Here is a 17,501-nt window from a genome sequence, read left to right on the forward strand (position 1 = left end):
TTGCTAGGTAATGATAATTATTACTTTTTGCTTGTTCGTCGGGGTATGCCGAATGCGCACATCCCTATGCGGCATGCTCAGGACGCCGCGAGCAGGGAACTCGGCGGGTAGCCGAAGTGACGGCGGAAGGCCGTGGCAAAGTTGCTGGCGTGACGGTAGCCCGAGAAGTGGGCGGCCTGCTGTACGCTGTGGCCTCGCCTGAGATAGTCATGTGCCAGCACCAGGCGGCGCTCGCGCAGGTAGTCGAACACGCTGCGGCCGAAGGCCGCCTGGAACTTGCGTCGCAGGCTGGCGGGGCTCATGGAGGCGAGTTCGGCCAGGTCTATCAGGTGATGTTCGCCGGCGGGGTCATGCTGGAGCCGGTCACGGACTCGTTCCAGCCGCTGGCGCTCGTGGGGAGAAAGGCGGTCGTCAGGCGGCGTCGACAAGGCGTCGGCGCCGCCGCCATGCGCCAGCAGCTGCAGGCTGAGTCCCTCGAACAGCAGGCGCTGGGCGTCGCTTGGCAGCGACGTGGCGAGGGCTTGATCCAGGCCCTGGCGTAGCGACTCGGGTAGCCACCAGCGCCGCAGTGGGCAGGCATCGGAGACCGAGGGTCGTATCCCTAGCCGGGTCAGGCATCCCTCATCGAGGCTGAGGGTCAGGGCGCGCAAGCGCTGGCCGGCTGGCTGGGAGGCGGCGAGACGGCGGTGGCGGTCGAGGCTGACATTGAGCGCCATGCCGGGTGATAGCCGAAGCGGTGGCGCATCGTCCATGGCGACCTCGGCGTGGCCCGCCAGCAGCACGATGATCGATAGCGGCGAGTTTGCCTGGGATCGTGAGTCGTAACGATGCAGCACCTCCACATCGGAGGTGACCAGCTGCATGCCAGGGCGTGGCGAGAATTCCCGCACCGTCCCCGTTATCACCGGGGTCCGGGAGCGAGGCGAGAGGCCCGGCATCCAGTAATCGAGGCCGTAGCGTCGGCCGTAGGCGTGCAGCTGCCGGGGGGTATGGGATTGCCCTCTGGCGTCGAGAGAGCTCATGCGCCCGCCGGCGCCGCTTTCGTGCCCTCTGGCGTCGAGCGAGCTCATGCGTCCGCCGGCGCCGCTTTCGTGTCCTCTGGCGTCGAGAGAGCTCATGCGCCCGCCGGCGCCACTTTCGTGTCCTCTGGCGTCGCCTGCCTGGCGCCACGCCGACACGCCAGCGGGCAGTTGGCGCAGTAGCCCAGGTCATCGATCAGGTAGCGGATGCAGCACATCCGACGCACCCGGGCGGGCCGGTCGGGTGGGGTGGGCGTGACGTAGCGGACCGGCTGAAAGAGCGGGTTGCGGCGGCCATCGGGCAGGGTGCGGCACGCCATCAGCGCCCGGGCGGGAGCGCCCGTGTCCGGGGCGGCCATGGGGTGATGGGTCAGGGCGTTGGCGAAGTACTCGAAGTAGTTGCCGGCGTTGCTCCAGAACACCTTGGGTGAGGCGCCGGTGGTGTCGGCCAGGGCCTGGATCAATGGAGTCAGATGGTGGTCGAGCAGGGTCGTGAAACGCGAGACGGGGTCCAGGTCGGCCAGGGGCTTGCCGGCATGGGCTAGTTCAAGGCCGGCGGTTTGCCCGTCCGAGGACTGTATCAAGTGAAGTTCATGTAACCCCAGCGGCAGGTCTCGCTCGAACAGCAGGTTGGTGGCCAGGCTATGGACGAAGAGCGTGCTGAAGTGCCACTTGGACCATAGCGAGGCGATCGCCCGGCGGTCGCCGTGACGATACCGAGCGCCGAATCGGTCGAGGAGCGCCGTGAGACGGGGCGGGTCGAGCAGCTTGCGGGCCGACAGGGTATCGGCCCCGGGTGCCGTCGTCGTGATCCGCGGAGGGGAAAAGGACGCCAGTGGGCCGATATAGAGCGGCGAGAGGTCATGAGTCATGGTATCCAACGGCAAGGTTCTCGGCCATGTGAGGGAGCTGGCGGTGGGTACGGCCTCGCCCCGGTCGGCTTTAGGAGTGGAGATACTCATGAGAGTTATTATCATTATATTCTACCGGATTTCAATGATTGATAATTGTTATCACTTGTGGGAGCATCTGGTCGCCATTCGTCACGGAGCCAGGGAGCCTGACGTGAAGAGGACCCGATCGACTCTGATAATGGGGGCTGCCGGCCTTCTGTTTGTCGCCACCCCACTGATGGGGCAGGAACTGGTGGAAGAAGCCAGCGATGCCCAGCGTGCCCAGGCGGCGTTGCAGGTGCGCATCGATGCCGCCGACGACGCCAGCCGCACGATGCTTGCCGAATTGCGTCGCCTGGAAACCGAGGCGCGCCAACTCCGGGTGCAAAACGCGAGCCTGGCGCCCCGTCTCGATCGCCAGGCCGAGCGCCTGGCGTCCCGGGAGGCGGCGCTGGATACGCTGGCGGAGACGCGTGAAACGCTGCCCGAGATCGAGCAGGCGCTGTTGAAGCGGCTGCGAGCATGGGTGGAAGGGGATCTGCCATTCCTGACCCAGGAGCGCCTGGCCCGAGTCGAGGGGCTCGAGAAGGGCATGACAGACCCCGATGCCACCGCTGCGGAGCGTCTGGATCGCACCTTGGCGGCCTGGCGCGCGGAGCTGGACTATGGACGTGAGCTCGATGCCTGGCGCGGCACCCTGGAAGACGAGGAGGGGCGCCGGGAGGTGGATTTTCTCCGTCTGGGGCGGGTCGGTTTCTATTACCTGACGCCCGACGGACGCCAGGGGGCCGTCTGGCGCGCCGACGAGCAGCGCTGGCAGCCGCTGGATGAGGCGGCACGCGTCGACCTGCGTCACGGCCTGCGTATCGCACGCGACCAGCGCGCCCCGGAGCTTCTGGTGCTGCCCGTATCGCATTCCATCACGCCGGCCGAAGCCAGGGAGGCTTCATGATGGCAAACGCCAAGTATCGCCCCGGGCGTCTCTTCACCTTCGTCATGACCGCGCTGCTGCTGGCGACGGCACTGCCCGTCGCGGCTCAGGACGACCCCTTGACGACCCTGCGTGCCGAGCGGGAAGCCGCGCAAGCTCGGGATGCCGAGCGGCTAGCCGGGCTGGTCGATGACCGTGAGGCCCTCGAGGCCGCGCTCGAGGAGGCTCGACAGACCCACGCCGAGGCCGAGTCGCGTCACGCCGAGCTCGAGTCGCGTCGGGCCGAGCTGCAGGCAAGCCGAGAGGCCCTGGATGACCGCCAGGCCGAGCAGGGCGATGACCTGACCGCGGTGCTGGACGTATTGGCCCGCCATAGCGGTGAGCTGCGTGATGCGCTGTCCGAAAGCTGGCTCACCGTGGGAGGCGCCGAGCTGCCGCCGCGCCTGGATGAGGCCGAGATACTGCGGCCCACCCATCTCGAGGGCCTCGCCGATGCCCTGATTGCCTTGACGGCCGAGACCAGCCGCATCCGCTCCTTCGCTGCCCCGGTCGCCGCGAACAGCGGCGAGATCGGGTCCCGGGAGGTCGTGCGGCTGGGGGATCTGACGGCCTTCAGCGCGGGGGAGTTGCTCGAACGCGGCGCCGAAGAGGGGGTGTTGAGCACGGTGGCGCGCACGCCAGACGAAGTGGCCCGGCATCTTGCCGCCTTTCAGGCGGGAGAGGGCGAGCGGATTGCCCTGGACCCCACCCGGGGTCAGGTGATCGATGCCCTGGCCCAGAGTCCGACCCTGTGGGAGCGTTTCCGGCAGGGGGGCGTCGTCGGGTATGTGGTGGTGGGCCTGGGGGCCGCCGGCCTGCTGGTGGCGCTGCTGCAGTATGGCTATCTGCTCAAGGTGAGCGTGGCAATGCGTCGTCAGCTGGCATCCCTGGATCGGCTGCGCGATGACAACCCCCTGGGGCGTGTATTGCTGCGCTTCCGGGCGCTTTCCGATGACCCCATGCCGGAAGCGCTGGAGGCGCGTCTCGATGAGGCGGTGCTGGCCGAGTTGCCGCGCCTGGAGAGGGGCCAGCCACTGGTCAAGCTGCTGGCCGCCGTGGCCCCGCTGTTGGGGCTTTTGGGGACCGTTACCGGCATGATCGTGACCTTTCAGGCCATCACCGTCTTCGGCACCGGGGACCCCCAGCTGATGGCCGGGGGGATTAGCCAGGCGCTGGTGACGACCGTGCTGGGCCTGATTACCGCGGTGCCCCTGCTGTTCGCCCATACGGCCATGGCCGGGCGCAGCCGCCGGCTGGCGGGTGTGGTCGAAGGCCAGGCCAGCGCCGCCCTGGCGGCGCGGCTGGAGCAGCCTCGCCCCGAGCCTGCCGCCAAGCAGAGGGTGCAGCATGCTGCCGCTATGGCTTGAGCCCCTGGCGAGGCTGATCGATGCCGGCGGTGTCGTGCTGGTGGGTATCGCCGCGGTGGCGGCGCTGCTCTTCAGCCTGGCCCTGGAGCGGGTGCTGTTCTTTCGGCTCACCTATCGCCGTGCCCGGCGGGCGTTGATTCGGCGCTGGACGCAGCGGGCCGATCACCATAGCTGGAGTGCCCTGACCATGCGGGAGGTCTGGACCCGCGACCTGATCGCTCGGCTGCGTCGGCCACTGCCCTGGCTCAAGTTGCTGGTTTCCCTGTGTCCGCTGCTGGGCTTGCTGGGTACCGTCACCGGGATGATCGCCGTCTTCGACAGCCTGGCGCTCAGCGATATCGGGCAGGCGCGTGCCATGGCCGATGGCGTGGCTCGCGCCACCCTGCCGACCCTGGCGGGTATGGCGGTGGCGGTGGTGGGGCTTTTGTTTACCACCCGGCTGGAACAAGTCATTCGGCGCGAGGATCAGCGATTGCATGATCGCTTGGCCCGTGCCGTGGAGGAGAACGATGCGTAGACGCCGTAGCCTCGCCGGTGAGTCGGGAGATACCGGTGAGATCAACCTGACGCCGATGCTCGACGTAGTCTTTATCATGTTGATCTTCTTTATCGTGACCACCAGCTTTATCAAGGAGAGCGGGGTGGAGATCGAGCGCCCGGAATCCAGCGCCGCCGCCCCCCAGGCGGACGCCCAGCTGATGGTCGCGATTACCCCCGAAGATGCCGTTTGGGTCGATGGCGAGCCGGTGGATGCGCATCGCGTCGGCGATGTGGTGGCGCCCCTGGTCAGTGATGACGGCGGGGTGGTGATTCAGGCCGATCGCAACGCCTCCACGGGCAGGCTGATCGAGGTGATGGACCGGATTCGTCAGGCGGGCGTCGACAATGTCGCCGTGGCCGCGACTCGAGGGTCGTCATGACGCGGGTTCCTCTCGCGGCGCTGGCCGGGGGCGGCATGGCGCTGACGCTGTTCTGGTTGCTGGCGTTGCTGGTCTCTCCCCCTGAGCCGGATATCGAGGTGATGGAGATGAGCATGACGCTGACCCGCGTCGAGGCGCCCTCCGCGCCCGAGGCGAGCGAGCCCGATGCGGCGCCACCACCCGCCGAGGCGCCGCCACCGCCGCCCGCGGTGGAGGCGCCGCCGCCGCTGCCCGAGCCCGCGCCTCTCCCCGATAGCGAATTGGCGCTGCCCGACCCCGAGCTGCCGCCGGAGACGACCGAATCGTTGGCCCTGGATGCCTCTCTGCCGGCGTTAAGCGAAGCCCGGCCGGAACCCGAACCCGAACCGGAGCCGGAACCAAGGCCCGAACCGGAGCCACGCCCGGAGCCGACGCCTCGACCCGATCCAGAGCCCCGTCCGTCGCCGGACCCCACTCCGCAACCGGCGCCCAGCGCCGAGTCGAGTGCGGCGACCTCGGCGTCGGAGTCGTCCCGGGAGGCACCCTCTGCCGAGCCGGTCAGCAGTGAACCGGTAGACGTCGGCCGGATCGCGCCTACCAGCCGCGTGCCGCCGACGTATCCTTCGCGGGCCCAGCGGCGTGGCATGGAAGGATATGTGGAACTCGAGTTCGTGATTCGTGCCGATGGCCGCGTCGACCCCTCCAGCATCCGTGTCGTATCCGCTCGGCCGCACCGCGTCTTCGACAAGGCCGCTCGCCAGGCGGTCGCGCGCTGGCGCTTCGAGGCTGCCCAAGGGTTGCGCCGAGCGCGTCAGCGACTGGAATTTCAGCTTAGATAGCCACGGGAGTTGTCATGCCCCTCTTACGCCTGCTCGCACTGGTCACCGTCGGTTGGCTGGTCATGATGTCCCCCGCCTGGTCGGCCCCCGGTCTGCCGGCTGCCTTTATTGCGGACCTGGAATCGCTTCAGCAGCGCCTGGCCGCCGATGACGGCCAGGCGGTGGAGCGCCGTGCCCGGGCCCAGGCCGAACGCCTGGCCGGGGGAAATGCCGCCGACCGTTGGGCCCGGGCGCTCTATCTGCAGCTGGCCGCCGGAGCGGCGTCGCAGCAGGAAAAGCCGGCGGCGGCGGCAGACTATCTCGCCCAGGCTCGCCGTATCACGGGTATCGAGGCGCAGTATCGGGACCGCTGGCAGCATGACGAGGCGCGGCTGCGCCTCGCCCAGGGCGAGCATGAGCGGGGTGTCGAGCTGCTCGGCGACTGGTTGACGCGTCACCCGGGCGACCCCGAGGATCAGTGGCGCCTGGCGCGTTCCCTGGCACATCTAAAGCGCTGGGAGGAAGCCGCCGATCGGGTGCAGCAGGCCCGGGCGTCGACGCCACAACTCGACGATGCCAGGCGTGCCCTGGCCAGTGCCGTGCTGCGGCGTGCCGGACGGGAGGCGGCGGCGTTTGCCTTGGTCGACGCGGGGCTGGACGACAACCGCGACCCTAAGCGTTGGCGGGAGGCGGCGGCCCTGGCCCAGCGGCTGGGCGATGCCGGCCGCGCCGCCGCCATCTGGGAGGCCGGCTGGCGGGCCGATATCCTGACCGGGACCCGGAGTCTCAACCGTCTGATCGAGTTGCACCTGGCCGGGGGTACCCCGGCGCGCGCCGCCGAGCATCTCGAAGCCGCCCTGGCCGCCGGCGAGCTCGACGATAATGCGAAGAATCGTCGGCGGCTGGCCCAGGCCTGGGAGCGAGCGCGGGATCGCGAGCGTGCGCTGGCCGCCTGGCGAGCCGTGGCGGAGCAAAGCCAAGCGCAGGACGACTGGCGCCGGCTCGAGCAGCTGGCGTATGCCTGGGGGCACGACGAGGCCGCCCCTTCGGGGAGCGATACGCTGTAAATCTTACCAGTCTGTGCGTAAAGCATTAGCCCGCAGGGGGCAGACCCCGAGCAAGCCGTCCCGGCTCGCCTTGGTGCACGTTGCTCATGCGGTTCCCTCTGCCGGGGTCTGTCCCCGAGGGTGAGACAACCCCTTCGGGGAGCCCTAAGCCGTAAGCTTTACGCTGTACGCACCTAGAGCCGAGCCCCATCTATCTCACGCACAAACGGCGGCAGCGAGTCGAGCAGCGCCCGGCCGTAGCGACGCGTCAGGACGCGGCGGTCGAGCAGGGTGATGCGGCCGTGGTCGGACTCCTTGCGGATCAGGCGGCCACAGGCCTGGACCAGCTTGATCGAGGCGTCGGGCACGCTGATGCGCATGAAGGGATTGCCCCCGCGACTCTCGATCCATTCCGCCAGGGTGGCGCCCACCGGGTCGTCGGGCACCGCGAAGGGCAGCCGGGTGATGACCACATGGGTCAGGTAATCCCCCGGCAGGTCGATGCCTTCGGCGAAGCTGGCCAGTCCGAAGATGATGCTGCCGTCCCCGGCATCCACGCGTGCCCGGTGGCGGGATATCAGCTCGCGCTTGGGGACCCGGTCCTGGGCCAGTACCCGCTTGCCGAGATCCTTGGGCAAGGCCTTCTCCACGGCGCGTAGCTGGGCCCGGGACGAGAACAGCATCAAGACCGCTTCCTGCTTGTCGAGCCCCTCGACGAACGCGACGATGGCCCGCTCATGTCCCTCGCGGTCGGCGGGGTCGACGGCCTCGCGGGGCACGCTGAGCACCGCCCGGGAGTAGTCGAAGGGACTGGGCAGGCGCTGGTAGCGATAGCGGTTGGCCAGGCCGGCGCGCTCCTGCAGGCGCTCGAAACGCCCGAGGGCGGTGAGCGTTGCCGAGGTGACGACGGCGCCGAAGGTGGCGCCCCAGAGGCTCTTGGCCAGGGTATGCGCGGCGGACACGGGGCTCGCCGAAAAGGTGAGCTCGGGTTCGCCGCCGAAGCGTTCCAGGGTCAGCCAGCGGGCCCGCGGTGGCTCGCCTTCGGGGTCGACGTCGGAATAGGCCTGCCACAGGGCATGTGCCTCCAGGGCGCGCCCATGGAGTAGCGCCACCAGCGGCAGCCACGCCTCGGCGGCCTCGCGCGGCAGTCCCGTGTGCTTCTCCGGGTCCAGGCTCTCACGGAGGATGTCCGCCATGCTTTCCAGGGTGCGCGAGAATTCGGCGAAGAGCGTGACCAGCGATTCGGCGTGCTCACGCAAGGCGTCGGGGGCCTGGCCCATCTCGAAGCGATGCTGGTGAAATTCCTCGCCGTCGCCCAGCCCCTGGGGGCGACCCGCCAGCTGGTGGCTCAGGGCGAACGCCTCGCCCAGCCGGGGTTCCACGGCATCGATGGCCTGGGGCAGGGTAGCCAGCAGGCGAGCGAGGGTGGGCTGTCCGCCCAGGGCGGCATTGAACTCGGTGAGCGACTTCTTGAGGTTACGCAGCCAGCGCAGGCCGGCATTCACGCCGAAGCGGGAGGCGAAGTGGTTGAGCGCCTTGTCGGGGAGGTGATGGCCTTCGTCGAAGACATGGATGCAGTCGCCCGGGTCGGGCAGCACCACGCCGCCGCCCAGGGAGAGGTCCGCCAGCACCAGGTCGTGGTTGGCGACGATGATATCGGCCTGCTCCATGTCGCGACGGGCGCGGAAGAAGGCGCAGGCGCCGAAGTGACCGCAGCGGCGATTGGTGCACTGGCGATGGTCCACGGTAAGGCGCCGCCAGTGTTCATCCTTGATGGCCTCGGGCCAGCTGTCGCGGTCGCCCTCCCAGCGGCCGTTGCCGTAGGCATCGCCCATGGCCTTGACCAGTGCCTGGAAGTCGTCGCCCCCGCTGTCCAGGGCCTGCTCGAACATCGACAGGGTGGGGTTCTCTTCGCCGCCGTCGAGGGCCTGGTCGAGGCGCGCCACGCATACATAGCGGCCGCGCCCCTTGGCCAGGGCATAGCGGAAGTCGATGCCGCTGTGGGCCTTGAGTGCCGGCAGGTCCTGGTGCAGCACCTGTTCCTGGAGGGCCACGGTGGCGGTGGAAACGACCAGCCGCTTGCCGCGGGCCTTGGCCACCGGCAGGGCGGCCAGCAGATAGGCCAGGGTCTTGCCGGTGCCGGTGCCGGCCTCGAGGACGCAGACATGCTCATCGCCGATGCGCTTGCCGTCCTCGTCGGCCTCGATCCCCGCCAGGGTGCGCGCGATCTCGGCGATCATCAGTCGCTGGCCGTAGCGAGGGGTGAGCCCCAGCCCCTCCAGCGCATGGCGATAGGCGGTCTGGATCTCGCCTTTCAAGGCCTCGTCAAGCATATCGGTCCACGCCGTAAGCCTTACGCTTTAAGCCGTAAGAAAAAATCTATCCCGACTGCGCCCCTTCCCGGGCGCGTCAGGTACCTGAGCCGAGCGTCGCTTTACGCTGTAAATCCATGATGCCGTTGCTCAAGGCCTACAGCTTATAGCTTACAGTGTTTACAGCAGCCCTTCGGGCGGATGCTCGCAGGGCAGCTTGTCGTCGATATAGCGCTCGATCTCGGGCAACGAGAAGGCATCTTCTTCGCCCACGAAGCTGATGGAAACCCCCTTGGCGCCGGCGCGGCCGGTACGGCCGATGCGGTGGACATAGTCCTCCGGGTCTTCCGGCAGGGTGTAGTTGATCACGTGGCTGACGTCTTCGATATGGATGCCACGGCCGGCGACATCGGTGGCCACCAGGACCTGGATCTCACCCGCGCGGAATTTCTCGAGGGTCTCGATACGCTGGTTCTGCGGCACGTCACCGGAGAGCATGGCCACGTTGATGCCGGCCTTGCGTAGCAGGTCGTCGAGCTTGCGCACCAGGTCGCGGCGGTTGCCGAATACCATCACCCGGTCGAAGCTTTCCTGCTGGAGCAGCTTGACCAGCAGTTGCTGCTTTTCCGCATCGCCGACCATATAGACCCGCTGGTCGATATTGGCGGCGTTATCGACGGTAACGGCGATTTCGACATGGGCCGGGTCGAGGGTCCACTGGCTGGCCAGCTGGAGGATGTCATCGGTGAAGGTGGCCGAGAACAGGAAGGTCTGGCGCTCTTCCTTCCTGGGCGTATGGCGAATGATGCGCTTGACGTCGGGAATAAAGCCCATGGACAGCATGCGATCGGCTTCGTCGAGCACCAGCACCTCGACTTCCGTCAGGTCGACGTCGCGCTTCTGATGAAAATCGATCAGCCGTCCCGGTGTGGCCACCAGGACATCGAGATTCCCTTCCAGGGCATCGCGCTGTTTCTGGTAGTCCATGCCACCGACGACGCTTGCCATCTTGAGGTCGGTGAAGCGGGCCAGCGCCTTGGCATCCTTCTCGATCTGCAGGGCCAGCTCACGGGTAGGCGCCACGATCAGGGCGCGCGGCGCGCCATTCTTCTGGCCGTTGGGGCGCTCTTCCTCGAGGAAGTAGGCCAGAATCGAGATCAGGAAGGCGGCGGTCTTGCCGGTGCCGGTCTGGGCCTTGCCGACGATGTCGCCACCCAGCAGCGTCTGGCTGAGTGCCTCGGCCTGGATCGGTGTGCAGTACTCGAAGCCCAGCGCATGGATGGCGCGCATCAGCGGCAAGGGGAGATCGAAGTCATGAAAGCGCCACTTGCCGGCCACCGGAGGGACCTGGAACTGGCGAAGATCCCAGCTCGACTGGCGACGGCGCGGCTTGCGACGGCGACGCTTGGGCTTGCGGTTCTCGGTTGGGGCCGTGGTCTGTTCCGACTCGCTCATAGGCTTGCTGTCTTTCCGTGTCGATAGGGTAGTCGTGTGATGCAAACGGGTATTGTACCAGTCTATGCAACGAAGGGCGCGTCTCACCGCGCCGGGCTGGTAGAATGCGCGTCACAGTAGAGGAGTGACCCCATGACCCGTCGTAAGAAGACCCGTTCACTGGCCGACAAGGTGCAGATTCGTACCGGTCGGCGCAAGGACTACAAGAAGTGGCGCCACGAGAACCCCGACCAAGTGGTCTCGTCGACCCGCTATACTCAGAAGAAGCGTCAGCAGCGCAAGCTTCAGGCCGCCCGCAAGCAGGCCCGACAGGAGGCCGGCCAGGATATTGCCATTCACCCCGAGCGCCAGGAAGGCGAGGGCGGTGAGGGGCCGGAGCAGGGAGGCACGCGGGACTGATGCGCCTGGTTTCGTTCAATATCAACGGCATTCGCGCGCGGCTTCCTCAGCTGGAGGCATTGATCGATGCCCATCGTCCGGCGCTGATCGGCCTGCAGGAAACCAAGGTGCAGGACGCGGAGTTTCCCCGTGAGGCGGTGGAGGCACTTGGCTACCGGGTCGTCTACCATGGCCAGAAGGGGCACTATGGCGTCGCGCTGATGCTGGATATCGCCCAGTGCGGCGAGCCCGAGGCCGTGCACTACGGCTTCCCCGATGATGCCGAAGACGCCCAGCGGCGCATGATCGGCGTGACCCTGCGCCCTGCCGGCGGTGAATCGCTGACCGTATGGAACGGCTATTTTCCCCAGGGCGAGAACGTCGAGCATCCGCTGAAGTTTCCCCACAAGCGCCGCTTCTATGCCCAGCTGGCCGCGCTGCTCGAGCAGCATCGTCCCGATGAGCGCCTGGTGGTAATGGGTGACTTCAACATTTCCCCCGAAGACATCGATATCGGCATCGGGGAGGCCAACCGCAAGCGCTGGCTACGCGAAGGCAAGACCAGCTTCCAGCCCGTGGAGCGCGAGTGGCTCACGGGCATCAAGGCCTGGGGACTGACGGACAGCTATCGGGTGCGCTATCCGCAGGTCGACGACCGCTTCAGCTGGTTCGACTACCGCTCCAGAGGCTTCGACCGGGAGCCCAAGCGCGGCCTGCGCATCGACCATATTCTGGTGACCGCGCCGCTGGCCGAAAGGGTCGAGGATGCCGGCATCGATTATGAGCTGCGTGGCATGCAGCGGCCCTCAGACCATGCACCGGTATGGACCGAGCTGGCGTTATAGGCCCGGTGTCGGCGACGCAAGCATGCCCCACGACCGCTCGGCGGGGCGTGGGGCGATGGTGTGTCGAACCAGGGTGACGACGGGGTCGGTCAGGCGTTGACCCGCTCGGCCAGTACCGGCGCCAGCTTCTCGTTCATCTCCTTGAACGCCTGTTCGGTGGTGCTCCAGTCGATGCAGGCATCGGTGATGGAGACGCCGTACTCGAGCTGGTCGAGGTCCTCGGTCAGCTTCTGGTTCCCCCAGCCGATGTTGGATTCGACCATCAGGCCGATGATCGAGCGGTTGCCATCGAGCAGCTGGTTGGTCACGTTCTCGAGTACCAGCGGCTGCAGCCCCGCATCCTTGTTGGAGTTGGCGTGGGAGCAGTCGATCATGATGTTGGGCTTGATGCCGGCCGCCTTCAGCTCCTGCTCGGCCAGCGCCACGCTGACGCTGTCGTAGTTGGGCTTGCCGTTACCCCCACGCAGCACCACATGGCCGTAGACGTTGCCGCGGGTGCGAATGATGGCCACCCGTCCCTTGTAGTCGATGCCCAGGAAATTGTGCGGGTGGGCCACCGACTGCAGGGCGTTGACCGCGACATCCAGGCTGCCGTCGGTGCCGTTCTTGAAGCCCACCGGGCAGGAGAGACCCGACGACATCTCGCGGTGGGTCTGGGACTCGGTGGTACGTGCCCCGATGGCCGACCAGCTGATGCAGTCCTGGATATACTGGGGAGAGATCGGATCGAGGGCCTCGGTGGCCAGCGGCAGGCCCATCTCGGCAAGTTCCGTCAGCAGCTTGCGGCCGGTATGCAGGCCTTCCTCGATCTCGAAGGAGCCGTTCAGGTGGGGGTCGTTGATCAGTCCCTTCCAGCCCACCGTGGTGCGGGGCTTCTCGAAGTAGACGCGCATGACGATATACAGGCTATCCTTTACCTCATCGGCCAGGCGGCGCAGGCGACGTGCATAGTCCAGGGCAGCGCCCACATCGTGGATGGAGCAGGGGCCAACCACGACCAGCAGGCGTGGGTCCTCGCCATCGAGGATGCGCTGGATGGTGTGGCGACCCTCGATGACGGTCTTCTCGGCGGCATCGGTGAGCGGAACCTGCTGCTTGAGGGCTTCCGGGGTGACAAGCACATCCTGGGAAAGGACGTTGAGATTGCTGACCTGTTGATCTGTCATGCGGTTTCCTGTGAGTGGTGTCTGCGCGGATGGCCTGGTGGCGTAAATTTATGGCTCTACTATACACCGGCCTGGGTAGCACGAATCAATCCTGTGAACTTGCAAGGACCAGTAGTGTCCTAGCGCTCGCGTCTGGCGACGCGTCATGGCTTGATGGATGAACGGGAAAAGGGAACACTTGTGCGACTATCCAAGATGGTCTATGAATCTCACTCTCCCAGGCTCCAGGTAGACGCTATGCAAGCACGTCCTATTGTTGAAGTTTCCAGGCCCCTCGGGCCCGGTCGCCTTTCCCGTCCCCCGATGGCGGGGAGAGGCTAGATGGAGGCCAGGGAAACCGACCAGCAGCTCGTCGAGCGCGCCCAGAAGGGAGATACCCGGGCCTTCGATCTGCTGGTGAAAAAGTATCAGCACAAGATCATCGGCCTGATCGGTCGCTATGTGCACGACCATGCCGAGGTGCAGGATGTCGCCCAGGAGGCCTTTATCAAGGCTTACCGGGCCCTGGGCAAGTTTCGTGCGGAAAGCGCCTTCTATACCTGGATGTACCGAATCGCCATCAATACGGCCAAGAATCATCTGGTGTCCAGGGGGCGGCGCCCGCCGGGCAATGACCTGGATATCGTCGATGCCGAGGTCCTCGATCAGAGCGGGCGGTTGTCCGATACCGAGACGCCCGAGGCCGCCATGGCACGGGACCAGCTCAGGGAGGCTATCTTCGATGCGATCGAGGCCCTGCCCGACGACTTGCGCACCGCGATTACCCTGCGCGAGATGGATGGCCTCTCCTATGAGGATATCGCCCATATCATGGAGTGTCCGGTGGGCACGGTGCGCTCACGGATCTTTCGGGCTCGAGAGGCGGTTGACCAGCATATTCAACCACTGGTCACGACGTCACGAAACCATGAGGCAGTCGATTAAGATGACGACGTCGGCGAATTGTCATTTTTTTGTCGATTCGCTGAACTGTTCGATTTCCTGAGCGTCATATGCAGTGACCGATCCGCCGAGAGTGGTTCAAGGTGTCGGCATTCCTGGAGCGGCTTCCGCCCATGTCGATATCGGGTGATAACAGATTGCAAGGTCGTGGCCTTGCCAGGCTGAGGTGTTGAGAATGAGTCAGAACGCACGGGAATCGCTTTCTGCCCTGATGGATAACGAGGGTGATGAGCTGGAACTTCGCCGCGTGCTGAAGTCGCTGGAAGACGAGCCTGATGCCGCCCAGGCGTGGCGGCGCTATCACTTGATGCGCAGCATGCTGCGACGCGAGACAGAGGCGGATGTCAGTGTCGACCTCTCGGCGGGTGTCCTGGCGCAACTCCAACAGGAGCCGGCCCCGGCTCACGATGACAAGGTCCCGGCCGCGGCCCCTCGCCAAACGCTTCCCCTGGTGCGAAGTGCGGGTATCGCCGCCGCCGTGTCGTTGTTGGTGATCACAGGCGTGCAGTTCTATAACGGTGGGGGTATTTCCGGTGATGGAGCCAACTCACCCGAGCTGGTTGCCGGTGCCGAGGAAGGTGAGGGGCGGCCCGCCCCGGCGAGCCTGGCTGGCGCCGATGCCCAGTCCCCAGCATCACCTTCCTCTCGCCTGCCGCTCTTTCAGCTGCCTCAGGATGGCGGCAGCGGCTTGATGACAGTTGGGACCGACATGCAGAGCACGCCGATGTTCATGGCGCCCACTCAGCGACAGTCCCTGATGGCCGATGAAGAGCAGGCACGGCTGCTGCAGTCCTACCTGGATCGTCACGCCGAAGGCGCCGCCTACCGTAGTGGTGATGCCTGGATGCCGTTGCTGCGTGCCAGCGGTGGCGACAGTCTCGATCAGCGCTGAATGAGGGAAGGCAATGCACGTCTTTCGCTGCTATGCCGCTTGCCTTCCAGCATTCTTGCTGGCGGTCGTCACCCCGGCCATGGCCATGGATCTTCCCCCGGATGCGGATCATTTCGACTGTCGCCTCCTCGAAGAACAGCCGGCCCCGCAGACGGCCCTCGAGTGGTATGAACGCAGCCTATGGGCCGGACACTGTTATCGCTATGATGCTCATGCGGTGCGGATCGGCTTCGATGGTGTACGTACTCTCGTGCTGAGCCACGAGGTCAACAGTGGTGTTGAGCGAGGTCAGGCGCGCTTCCTCGATGGTCTTCCCATGGCCTTCGAGCGGCGGAGCCGTATCGGCCGCCTGGGGTGGTCGGATGACGGCGCAGCGCCACCGACGCCCGTCGGCATTGCCGCCGATATCTCGTCACACTACCGCTTGAGCCTGGGTGGCGAGGAACGCATCGCCAATCGACGTGCCCGGCGTCTGGATATTTCGCCACTCGACAGCTTTCGCTATGGCAAGCGACTGTGGCTGGACGCCGACACCGGGCTGACCCTGAAACAGAGCCTGCTCGATGAAACCGGCCGCGCCGTGCAGACCTTCCAGTTGACGGTGCTCGAGAAGCCGCAGTTGCATCGGGGTGATATCGGCATCGATGCCCCTCGCGATGCCCCCGAAGCCTCTTGGCACCCCGGCTGGCTGCCCGATGGCTTCCGTCCTCAGCCGATAGAAACCCGCAGCAATCGCCACGGCAGCGATGTGATGCATCGTCTCTACAGTGATGGCCTTTCCACTCTCAGCGTCTTTGTCTCGCCCCTTCAGGGGGTTGCGCCGCTAGCGCCCGGCCTGCACCGGCTCGGCGTTTCCCATGCCGCGGTGCGCCACCGTGAGCTGGATGGTACGCCGCGTCAGGTGGTGGTCATGGGCGAGATGCCGCCGAGGGTGTTATTGCAGGTGGCCGATCGGCTGAGCTGGGAAGCCCGCGACCCCTGAGCCGGTGGTGGTTTGATGTCGGTATTCCCTTATTCGCATTGTCCATTCCAACCCATGCAGGAGCCAACATGATGCGAACGCTGCGAAACCTTTCCCTGTGGATGCTGCTGGCCGGGGCCCTGCTGGCCTGGCAGACTGCCATGGCCCGCGAACTACCCGACTTCACCGAGCTGGTGGGGGAGGCGGCCCCCGGTGTCGTGAATATCTCGACGACGCGGGTGGTGGAGAGTCGTAACCCCTTCCAGGGGTTCGGCGGTGAAGAGGTCCCCGAGATCTTTCGCCATTTCTTCGGCGACCGTTTTCCGGTGCCGCCGGGCCAGACACCTGGAAAACCCCAGGAGCGTCAGTCGCTGGGCTCCGGTTTTATCATCAGCGATGATGGTTACATCATGACCAACGCCCACGTGGTCGATGGCGCCGATGAGATCCTGGTACGCCTGAACGATCGACGCGAGTTGCCTGCCGAGCTGGTGGGCAGCGATGAGCGCACCGATGTGGCGGTGCTCAAGGTCGACACCGACGATCTGCCGACGCTGCGCCTGGGGGACTCCGATAACCTGGAAGTCGGCGAGTGGGTGGCGGCCATCGGCTCGCCCTTCGGTTTCGATCACTCCGTGACCGCGGGTATCGTGAGCGCTATCGATCGTACCCTGCCGCGGGATGCCTATGTGCCCTTCATCCAGACCGATGTGGCCATCAACCCGGGAAACTCCGGCGGCCCTCTGTTCAATCTCGACGGCGAGGTCGTGGGCATCAATTCCCAGATCTTCACCCGTAGCGGTGGCTTCATGGGGCTGTCGTTTGCCATTCCCATCAATGTTGCCATGGATGTGGCCGACCAGCTGCGCAATGACGGAGAAGTCAGTCGTGGTTGGCTGGGCGTGATGATACAGCCGGTATCCCGGGATCTGGCGGAGTCCTTCGGCATGGATGATCCGCGTGGCGCCCTGGTCGCCGACCTGGACCCCGAGGGGCCGGCGGCAGCGAGTGGCCTCGAGGCCGGTGATGTCATTCTCGAAGTGGATGGCGCCCCGGTGCATGATTCCAGCACATTGCCGCGGCTGATCGGGCGTACCGCTCCGGGCAGTGATGTCGAGCTCGAGCTGATGCGCGATGGCGAGCGTCGTTCCCTCGAGGTGACGCTGGGGGACTGGCCCGATAGCGGCAATACTCCAGCAGGTGAGAGCCGCGACAGCGACCAGGCGCGCCTGGGAGTCACGGTGACCGAGCTGGATGCCGAGCAGCGCGAGCGCCAGGGAATCGAGGGCGGTGTGCGCATCGTTGCCGTCGATCCCTCCGGGGCCGCCGCCAAGGCGGGATTGCGGCCCGGGGATATCCTGGTCAGCATCGACCACCAGGCCGTCTCCAGCGCCTCCGAGCTTGTCACCCTGGCGAGCGAATTGCCCACCGACCGGGCCGTGCCGGTGCGTCTCTATCGCGATGGGCGCTCGCTGTTCGTGGCCCTGCGTCTGACCGACGATTGATCCTCGCCTGACGCGTCATCTCCAGCAGCCCGA

17 protein-coding genes are annotated in these 17,501 nt (G+C 66.1%); 12 read left to right on the forward strand and 5 right to left on the reverse strand.

Annotation, left to right across the window (positions count from 1 at the left end; translation table 11 throughout):
- Positions 1-77 precede the first annotated feature (77 nt).
- Both Q358_RS0104645 and fhuF read right to left on the reverse strand, forming a co-directional pair.
- Positions 78-1,118, reverse strand: a complete 1,041-nt coding sequence (locus Q358_RS0104645) for a helix-turn-helix transcriptional regulator (protein ID WP_245598270.1) — start codon at positions 1,116-1,118, stop codon at positions 78-80.
- Positions 1,115-1,891 carry a siderophore-iron reductase FhuF gene (gene fhuF, locus Q358_RS16555; protein ID WP_051530191.1) on the reverse strand — a complete coding sequence of 259 codons (777 nt, stop codon included), beginning with the start codon at positions 1,889-1,891 and terminating at the stop codon, positions 1,115-1,117. Before fhuF ends, Q358_RS0104645 begins: the two co-directional genes overlap by 4 nt.
- 193 nt (positions 1,892-2,084) lie before the next feature.
- On the opposite strand from fhuF, the gene Q358_RS0104655 reads away from it, so the two are divergent.
- Genes Q358_RS0104655 through Q358_RS16565 form a run of 6 tightly spaced genes read left to right on the forward strand, consistent with a single transcriptional unit; the run spans position 2,085 to position 7,033 of the window.
- Positions 2,085-2,864 carry a DUF3450 domain-containing protein gene (locus tag Q358_RS0104655; RefSeq protein WP_245598271.1) on the forward strand — a complete coding sequence of 260 codons (780 nt, stop codon included), beginning with the start codon at positions 2,085-2,087 and terminating at the stop codon, positions 2,862-2,864.
- Positions 2,864-4,249, forward strand: a complete 1,386-nt coding sequence (locus tag Q358_RS16560; protein ID WP_051530192.1) for a MotA/TolQ/ExbB proton channel family protein — start codon at positions 2,864-2,866, stop codon at positions 4,247-4,249. The genes Q358_RS0104655 and Q358_RS16560 overlap by 1 nt, the downstream gene beginning before the upstream one ends.
- Positions 4,230-4,766: a MotA/TolQ/ExbB proton channel family protein gene (locus Q358_RS0104665; protein WP_043487641.1), complete on the forward strand. Its 537-nt coding sequence runs from the start codon at positions 4,230-4,232 to the stop codon at positions 4,764-4,766. Before Q358_RS16560 ends, Q358_RS0104665 begins: the two co-directional genes overlap by 20 nt.
- On the forward strand, positions 4,759-5,169 hold the full coding sequence (locus Q358_RS0104670; RefSeq protein ID WP_027960988.1) for an ExbD/TolR family protein: 411 nt from the start codon (positions 4,759-4,761) through the stop codon (positions 5,167-5,169). Before Q358_RS0104665 ends, Q358_RS0104670 begins: the two co-directional genes overlap by 8 nt.
- Positions 5,166-5,987, forward strand: a complete 822-nt coding sequence (locus Q358_RS0104675; protein WP_027960989.1) for an energy transducer TonB — start codon at positions 5,166-5,168, stop codon at positions 5,985-5,987. Before Q358_RS0104670 ends, Q358_RS0104675 begins: the two co-directional genes overlap by 4 nt.
- 14 nt (positions 5,988-6,001) lie before the next feature.
- Positions 6,002-7,033, forward strand: coding sequence for a tetratricopeptide repeat protein (locus Q358_RS16565; protein ID WP_051530176.1), 1,032 nt, complete (start codon positions 6,002-6,004; stop codon positions 7,031-7,033).
- A 173-nt stretch (positions 7,034-7,206) separates the two neighbouring features.
- On the opposite strand, the gene dinG is transcribed toward Q358_RS16565, so the two are convergent.
- The gene (dinG, locus tag Q358_RS0104685) at positions 7,207-9,345 is read right to left on the reverse strand and encodes an ATP-dependent DNA helicase DinG (protein ID WP_027960990.1); all 2,139 of its coding nucleotides are present in this window, start codon (positions 9,343-9,345) and stop codon (positions 7,207-7,209) included.
- Between the two features lie 159 nt (positions 9,346-9,504).
- Entirely contained in the window at positions 9,505-10,779 is a 1,275-nt protein-coding gene (locus tag Q358_RS0104690; RefSeq protein ID WP_027960991.1) for a DEAD/DEAH box helicase, read from the reverse strand.
- Positions 10,780-10,911: 132 nt separating this feature from the next.
- Between Q358_RS0104690 and Q358_RS0104695 the strand changes: the two genes are divergently transcribed.
- Both Q358_RS0104695 and xthA read left to right on the forward strand, forming a co-directional pair.
- Entirely contained in the window at positions 10,912-11,178 is a 267-nt protein-coding gene (locus tag Q358_RS0104695) for a hypothetical protein (RefSeq protein WP_027960992.1), read from the forward strand.
- Positions 11,178-12,002, forward strand: a complete 825-nt coding sequence (gene xthA / locus Q358_RS0104700; RefSeq protein ID WP_027960993.1) for an exodeoxyribonuclease III — start codon at positions 11,178-11,180, stop codon at positions 12,000-12,002. Before Q358_RS0104695 ends, xthA begins: the two co-directional genes overlap by 1 nt.
- 89 nt (positions 12,003-12,091) lie before the next feature.
- Here the strand turns inward: xthA and Q358_RS0104705 are convergent, their stop codons facing one another.
- Positions 12,092-13,168, reverse strand: coding sequence for a 3-deoxy-7-phosphoheptulonate synthase (locus tag Q358_RS0104705; protein ID WP_027960994.1), 1,077 nt, complete (start codon positions 13,166-13,168; stop codon positions 12,092-12,094).
- Between the two features lie 321 nt (positions 13,169-13,489).
- Between Q358_RS0104705 and rpoE the strand changes: the two genes are divergently transcribed.
- From rpoE to Q358_RS0104725, 4 genes are all read left to right on the forward strand, one after another.
- Complete coding sequence (rpoE, locus tag Q358_RS0104710; RefSeq protein WP_027960995.1) at positions 13,490-14,092, forward strand: RNA polymerase sigma factor RpoE; 603 nt, start codon at positions 13,490-13,492, stop codon at positions 14,090-14,092.
- Positions 14,093-14,285: 193 nt separating this feature from the next.
- Complete coding sequence (locus tag Q358_RS0104715) at positions 14,286-15,002, forward strand: sigma-E factor negative regulatory protein (RefSeq protein WP_027960996.1); 717 nt, start codon at positions 14,286-14,288, stop codon at positions 15,000-15,002.
- Positions 15,003-15,015: 13 nt separating this feature from the next.
- Entirely contained in the window at positions 15,016-15,984 is a 969-nt protein-coding gene (locus Q358_RS0104720; protein ID WP_027960997.1) for a MucB/RseB C-terminal domain-containing protein, read from the forward strand.
- Positions 15,985-16,052: 68 nt separating this feature from the next.
- Complete coding sequence (locus tag Q358_RS0104725) at positions 16,053-17,468, forward strand: DegQ family serine endoprotease (RefSeq protein ID WP_027960998.1); 1,416 nt, start codon at positions 16,053-16,055, stop codon at positions 17,466-17,468.
- The last annotated feature ends 33 nt before the right edge of the window (positions 17,469-17,501 follow it).

This window comes from Halomonas halodenitrificans DSM 735 (assembly GCF_000620045.1).
Taxonomy (GTDB): domain Bacteria; phylum Pseudomonadota; class Gammaproteobacteria; order Pseudomonadales; family Halomonadaceae; genus Halomonas; species Halomonas halodenitrificans.

Coding starts and splice junctions, on each gene's coding strand:
- Q358_RS0104645 (WP_245598270.1), bottom strand. CDS start 1,118: ATGAGCTCTCTCGACGCCAGAGGACACGAAAGCGGCGCCGGCGGACGC.
- fhuF (WP_051530191.1), bottom strand. CDS start 1,891: ATGACTCATGACCTCTCGCCGCTCTATATCGGCCCACTGGCGTCCTTT.
- Q358_RS16560 (WP_051530192.1), top strand. CDS start 2,864: ATGGCAAACGCCAAGTATCGCCCCGGGCGTCTCTTCACCTTCGTCATG.
- Q358_RS0104665 (WP_043487641.1), top strand. CDS start 4,230: ATGCTGCCGCTATGGCTTGAGCCCCTGGCGAGGCTGATCGATGCCGGC.
- Q358_RS0104670 (WP_027960988.1), top strand. CDS start 4,759: ATGCGTAGACGCCGTAGCCTCGCCGGTGAGTCGGGAGATACCGGTGAG.
- Q358_RS0104675 (WP_027960989.1), top strand. CDS start 5,166: ATGACGCGGGTTCCTCTCGCGGCGCTGGCCGGGGGCGGCATGGCGCTG.
- Q358_RS16565 (WP_051530176.1), top strand. CDS start 6,002: ATGCCCCTCTTACGCCTGCTCGCACTGGTCACCGTCGGTTGGCTGGTC.
- dinG (WP_027960990.1), bottom strand. CDS start 9,345: ATGCTTGACGAGGCCTTGAAAGGCGAGATCCAGACCGCCTATCGCCAT.
- Q358_RS0104690 (WP_027960991.1), bottom strand. CDS start 10,779: ATGAGCGAGTCGGAACAGACCACGGCCCCAACCGAGAACCGCAAGCCC.
- Q358_RS0104695 (WP_027960992.1), top strand. CDS start 10,912: ATGACCCGTCGTAAGAAGACCCGTTCACTGGCCGACAAGGTGCAGATT.
- xthA (WP_027960993.1), top strand. CDS start 11,178: ATGCGCCTGGTTTCGTTCAATATCAACGGCATTCGCGCGCGGCTTCCT.
- Q358_RS0104705 (WP_027960994.1), bottom strand. CDS start 13,168: ATGACAGATCAACAGGTCAGCAATCTCAACGTCCTTTCCCAGGATGTG.
- rpoE (WP_027960995.1), top strand. CDS start 13,490: ATGGAGGCCAGGGAAACCGACCAGCAGCTCGTCGAGCGCGCCCAGAAG.
- Q358_RS0104715 (WP_027960996.1), top strand. CDS start 14,286: ATGAGTCAGAACGCACGGGAATCGCTTTCTGCCCTGATGGATAACGAG.
- Q358_RS0104720 (WP_027960997.1), top strand. CDS start 15,016: ATGCACGTCTTTCGCTGCTATGCCGCTTGCCTTCCAGCATTCTTGCTG.
- Q358_RS0104725 (WP_027960998.1), top strand. CDS start 16,053: ATGATGCGAACGCTGCGAAACCTTTCCCTGTGGATGCTGCTGGCCGGG.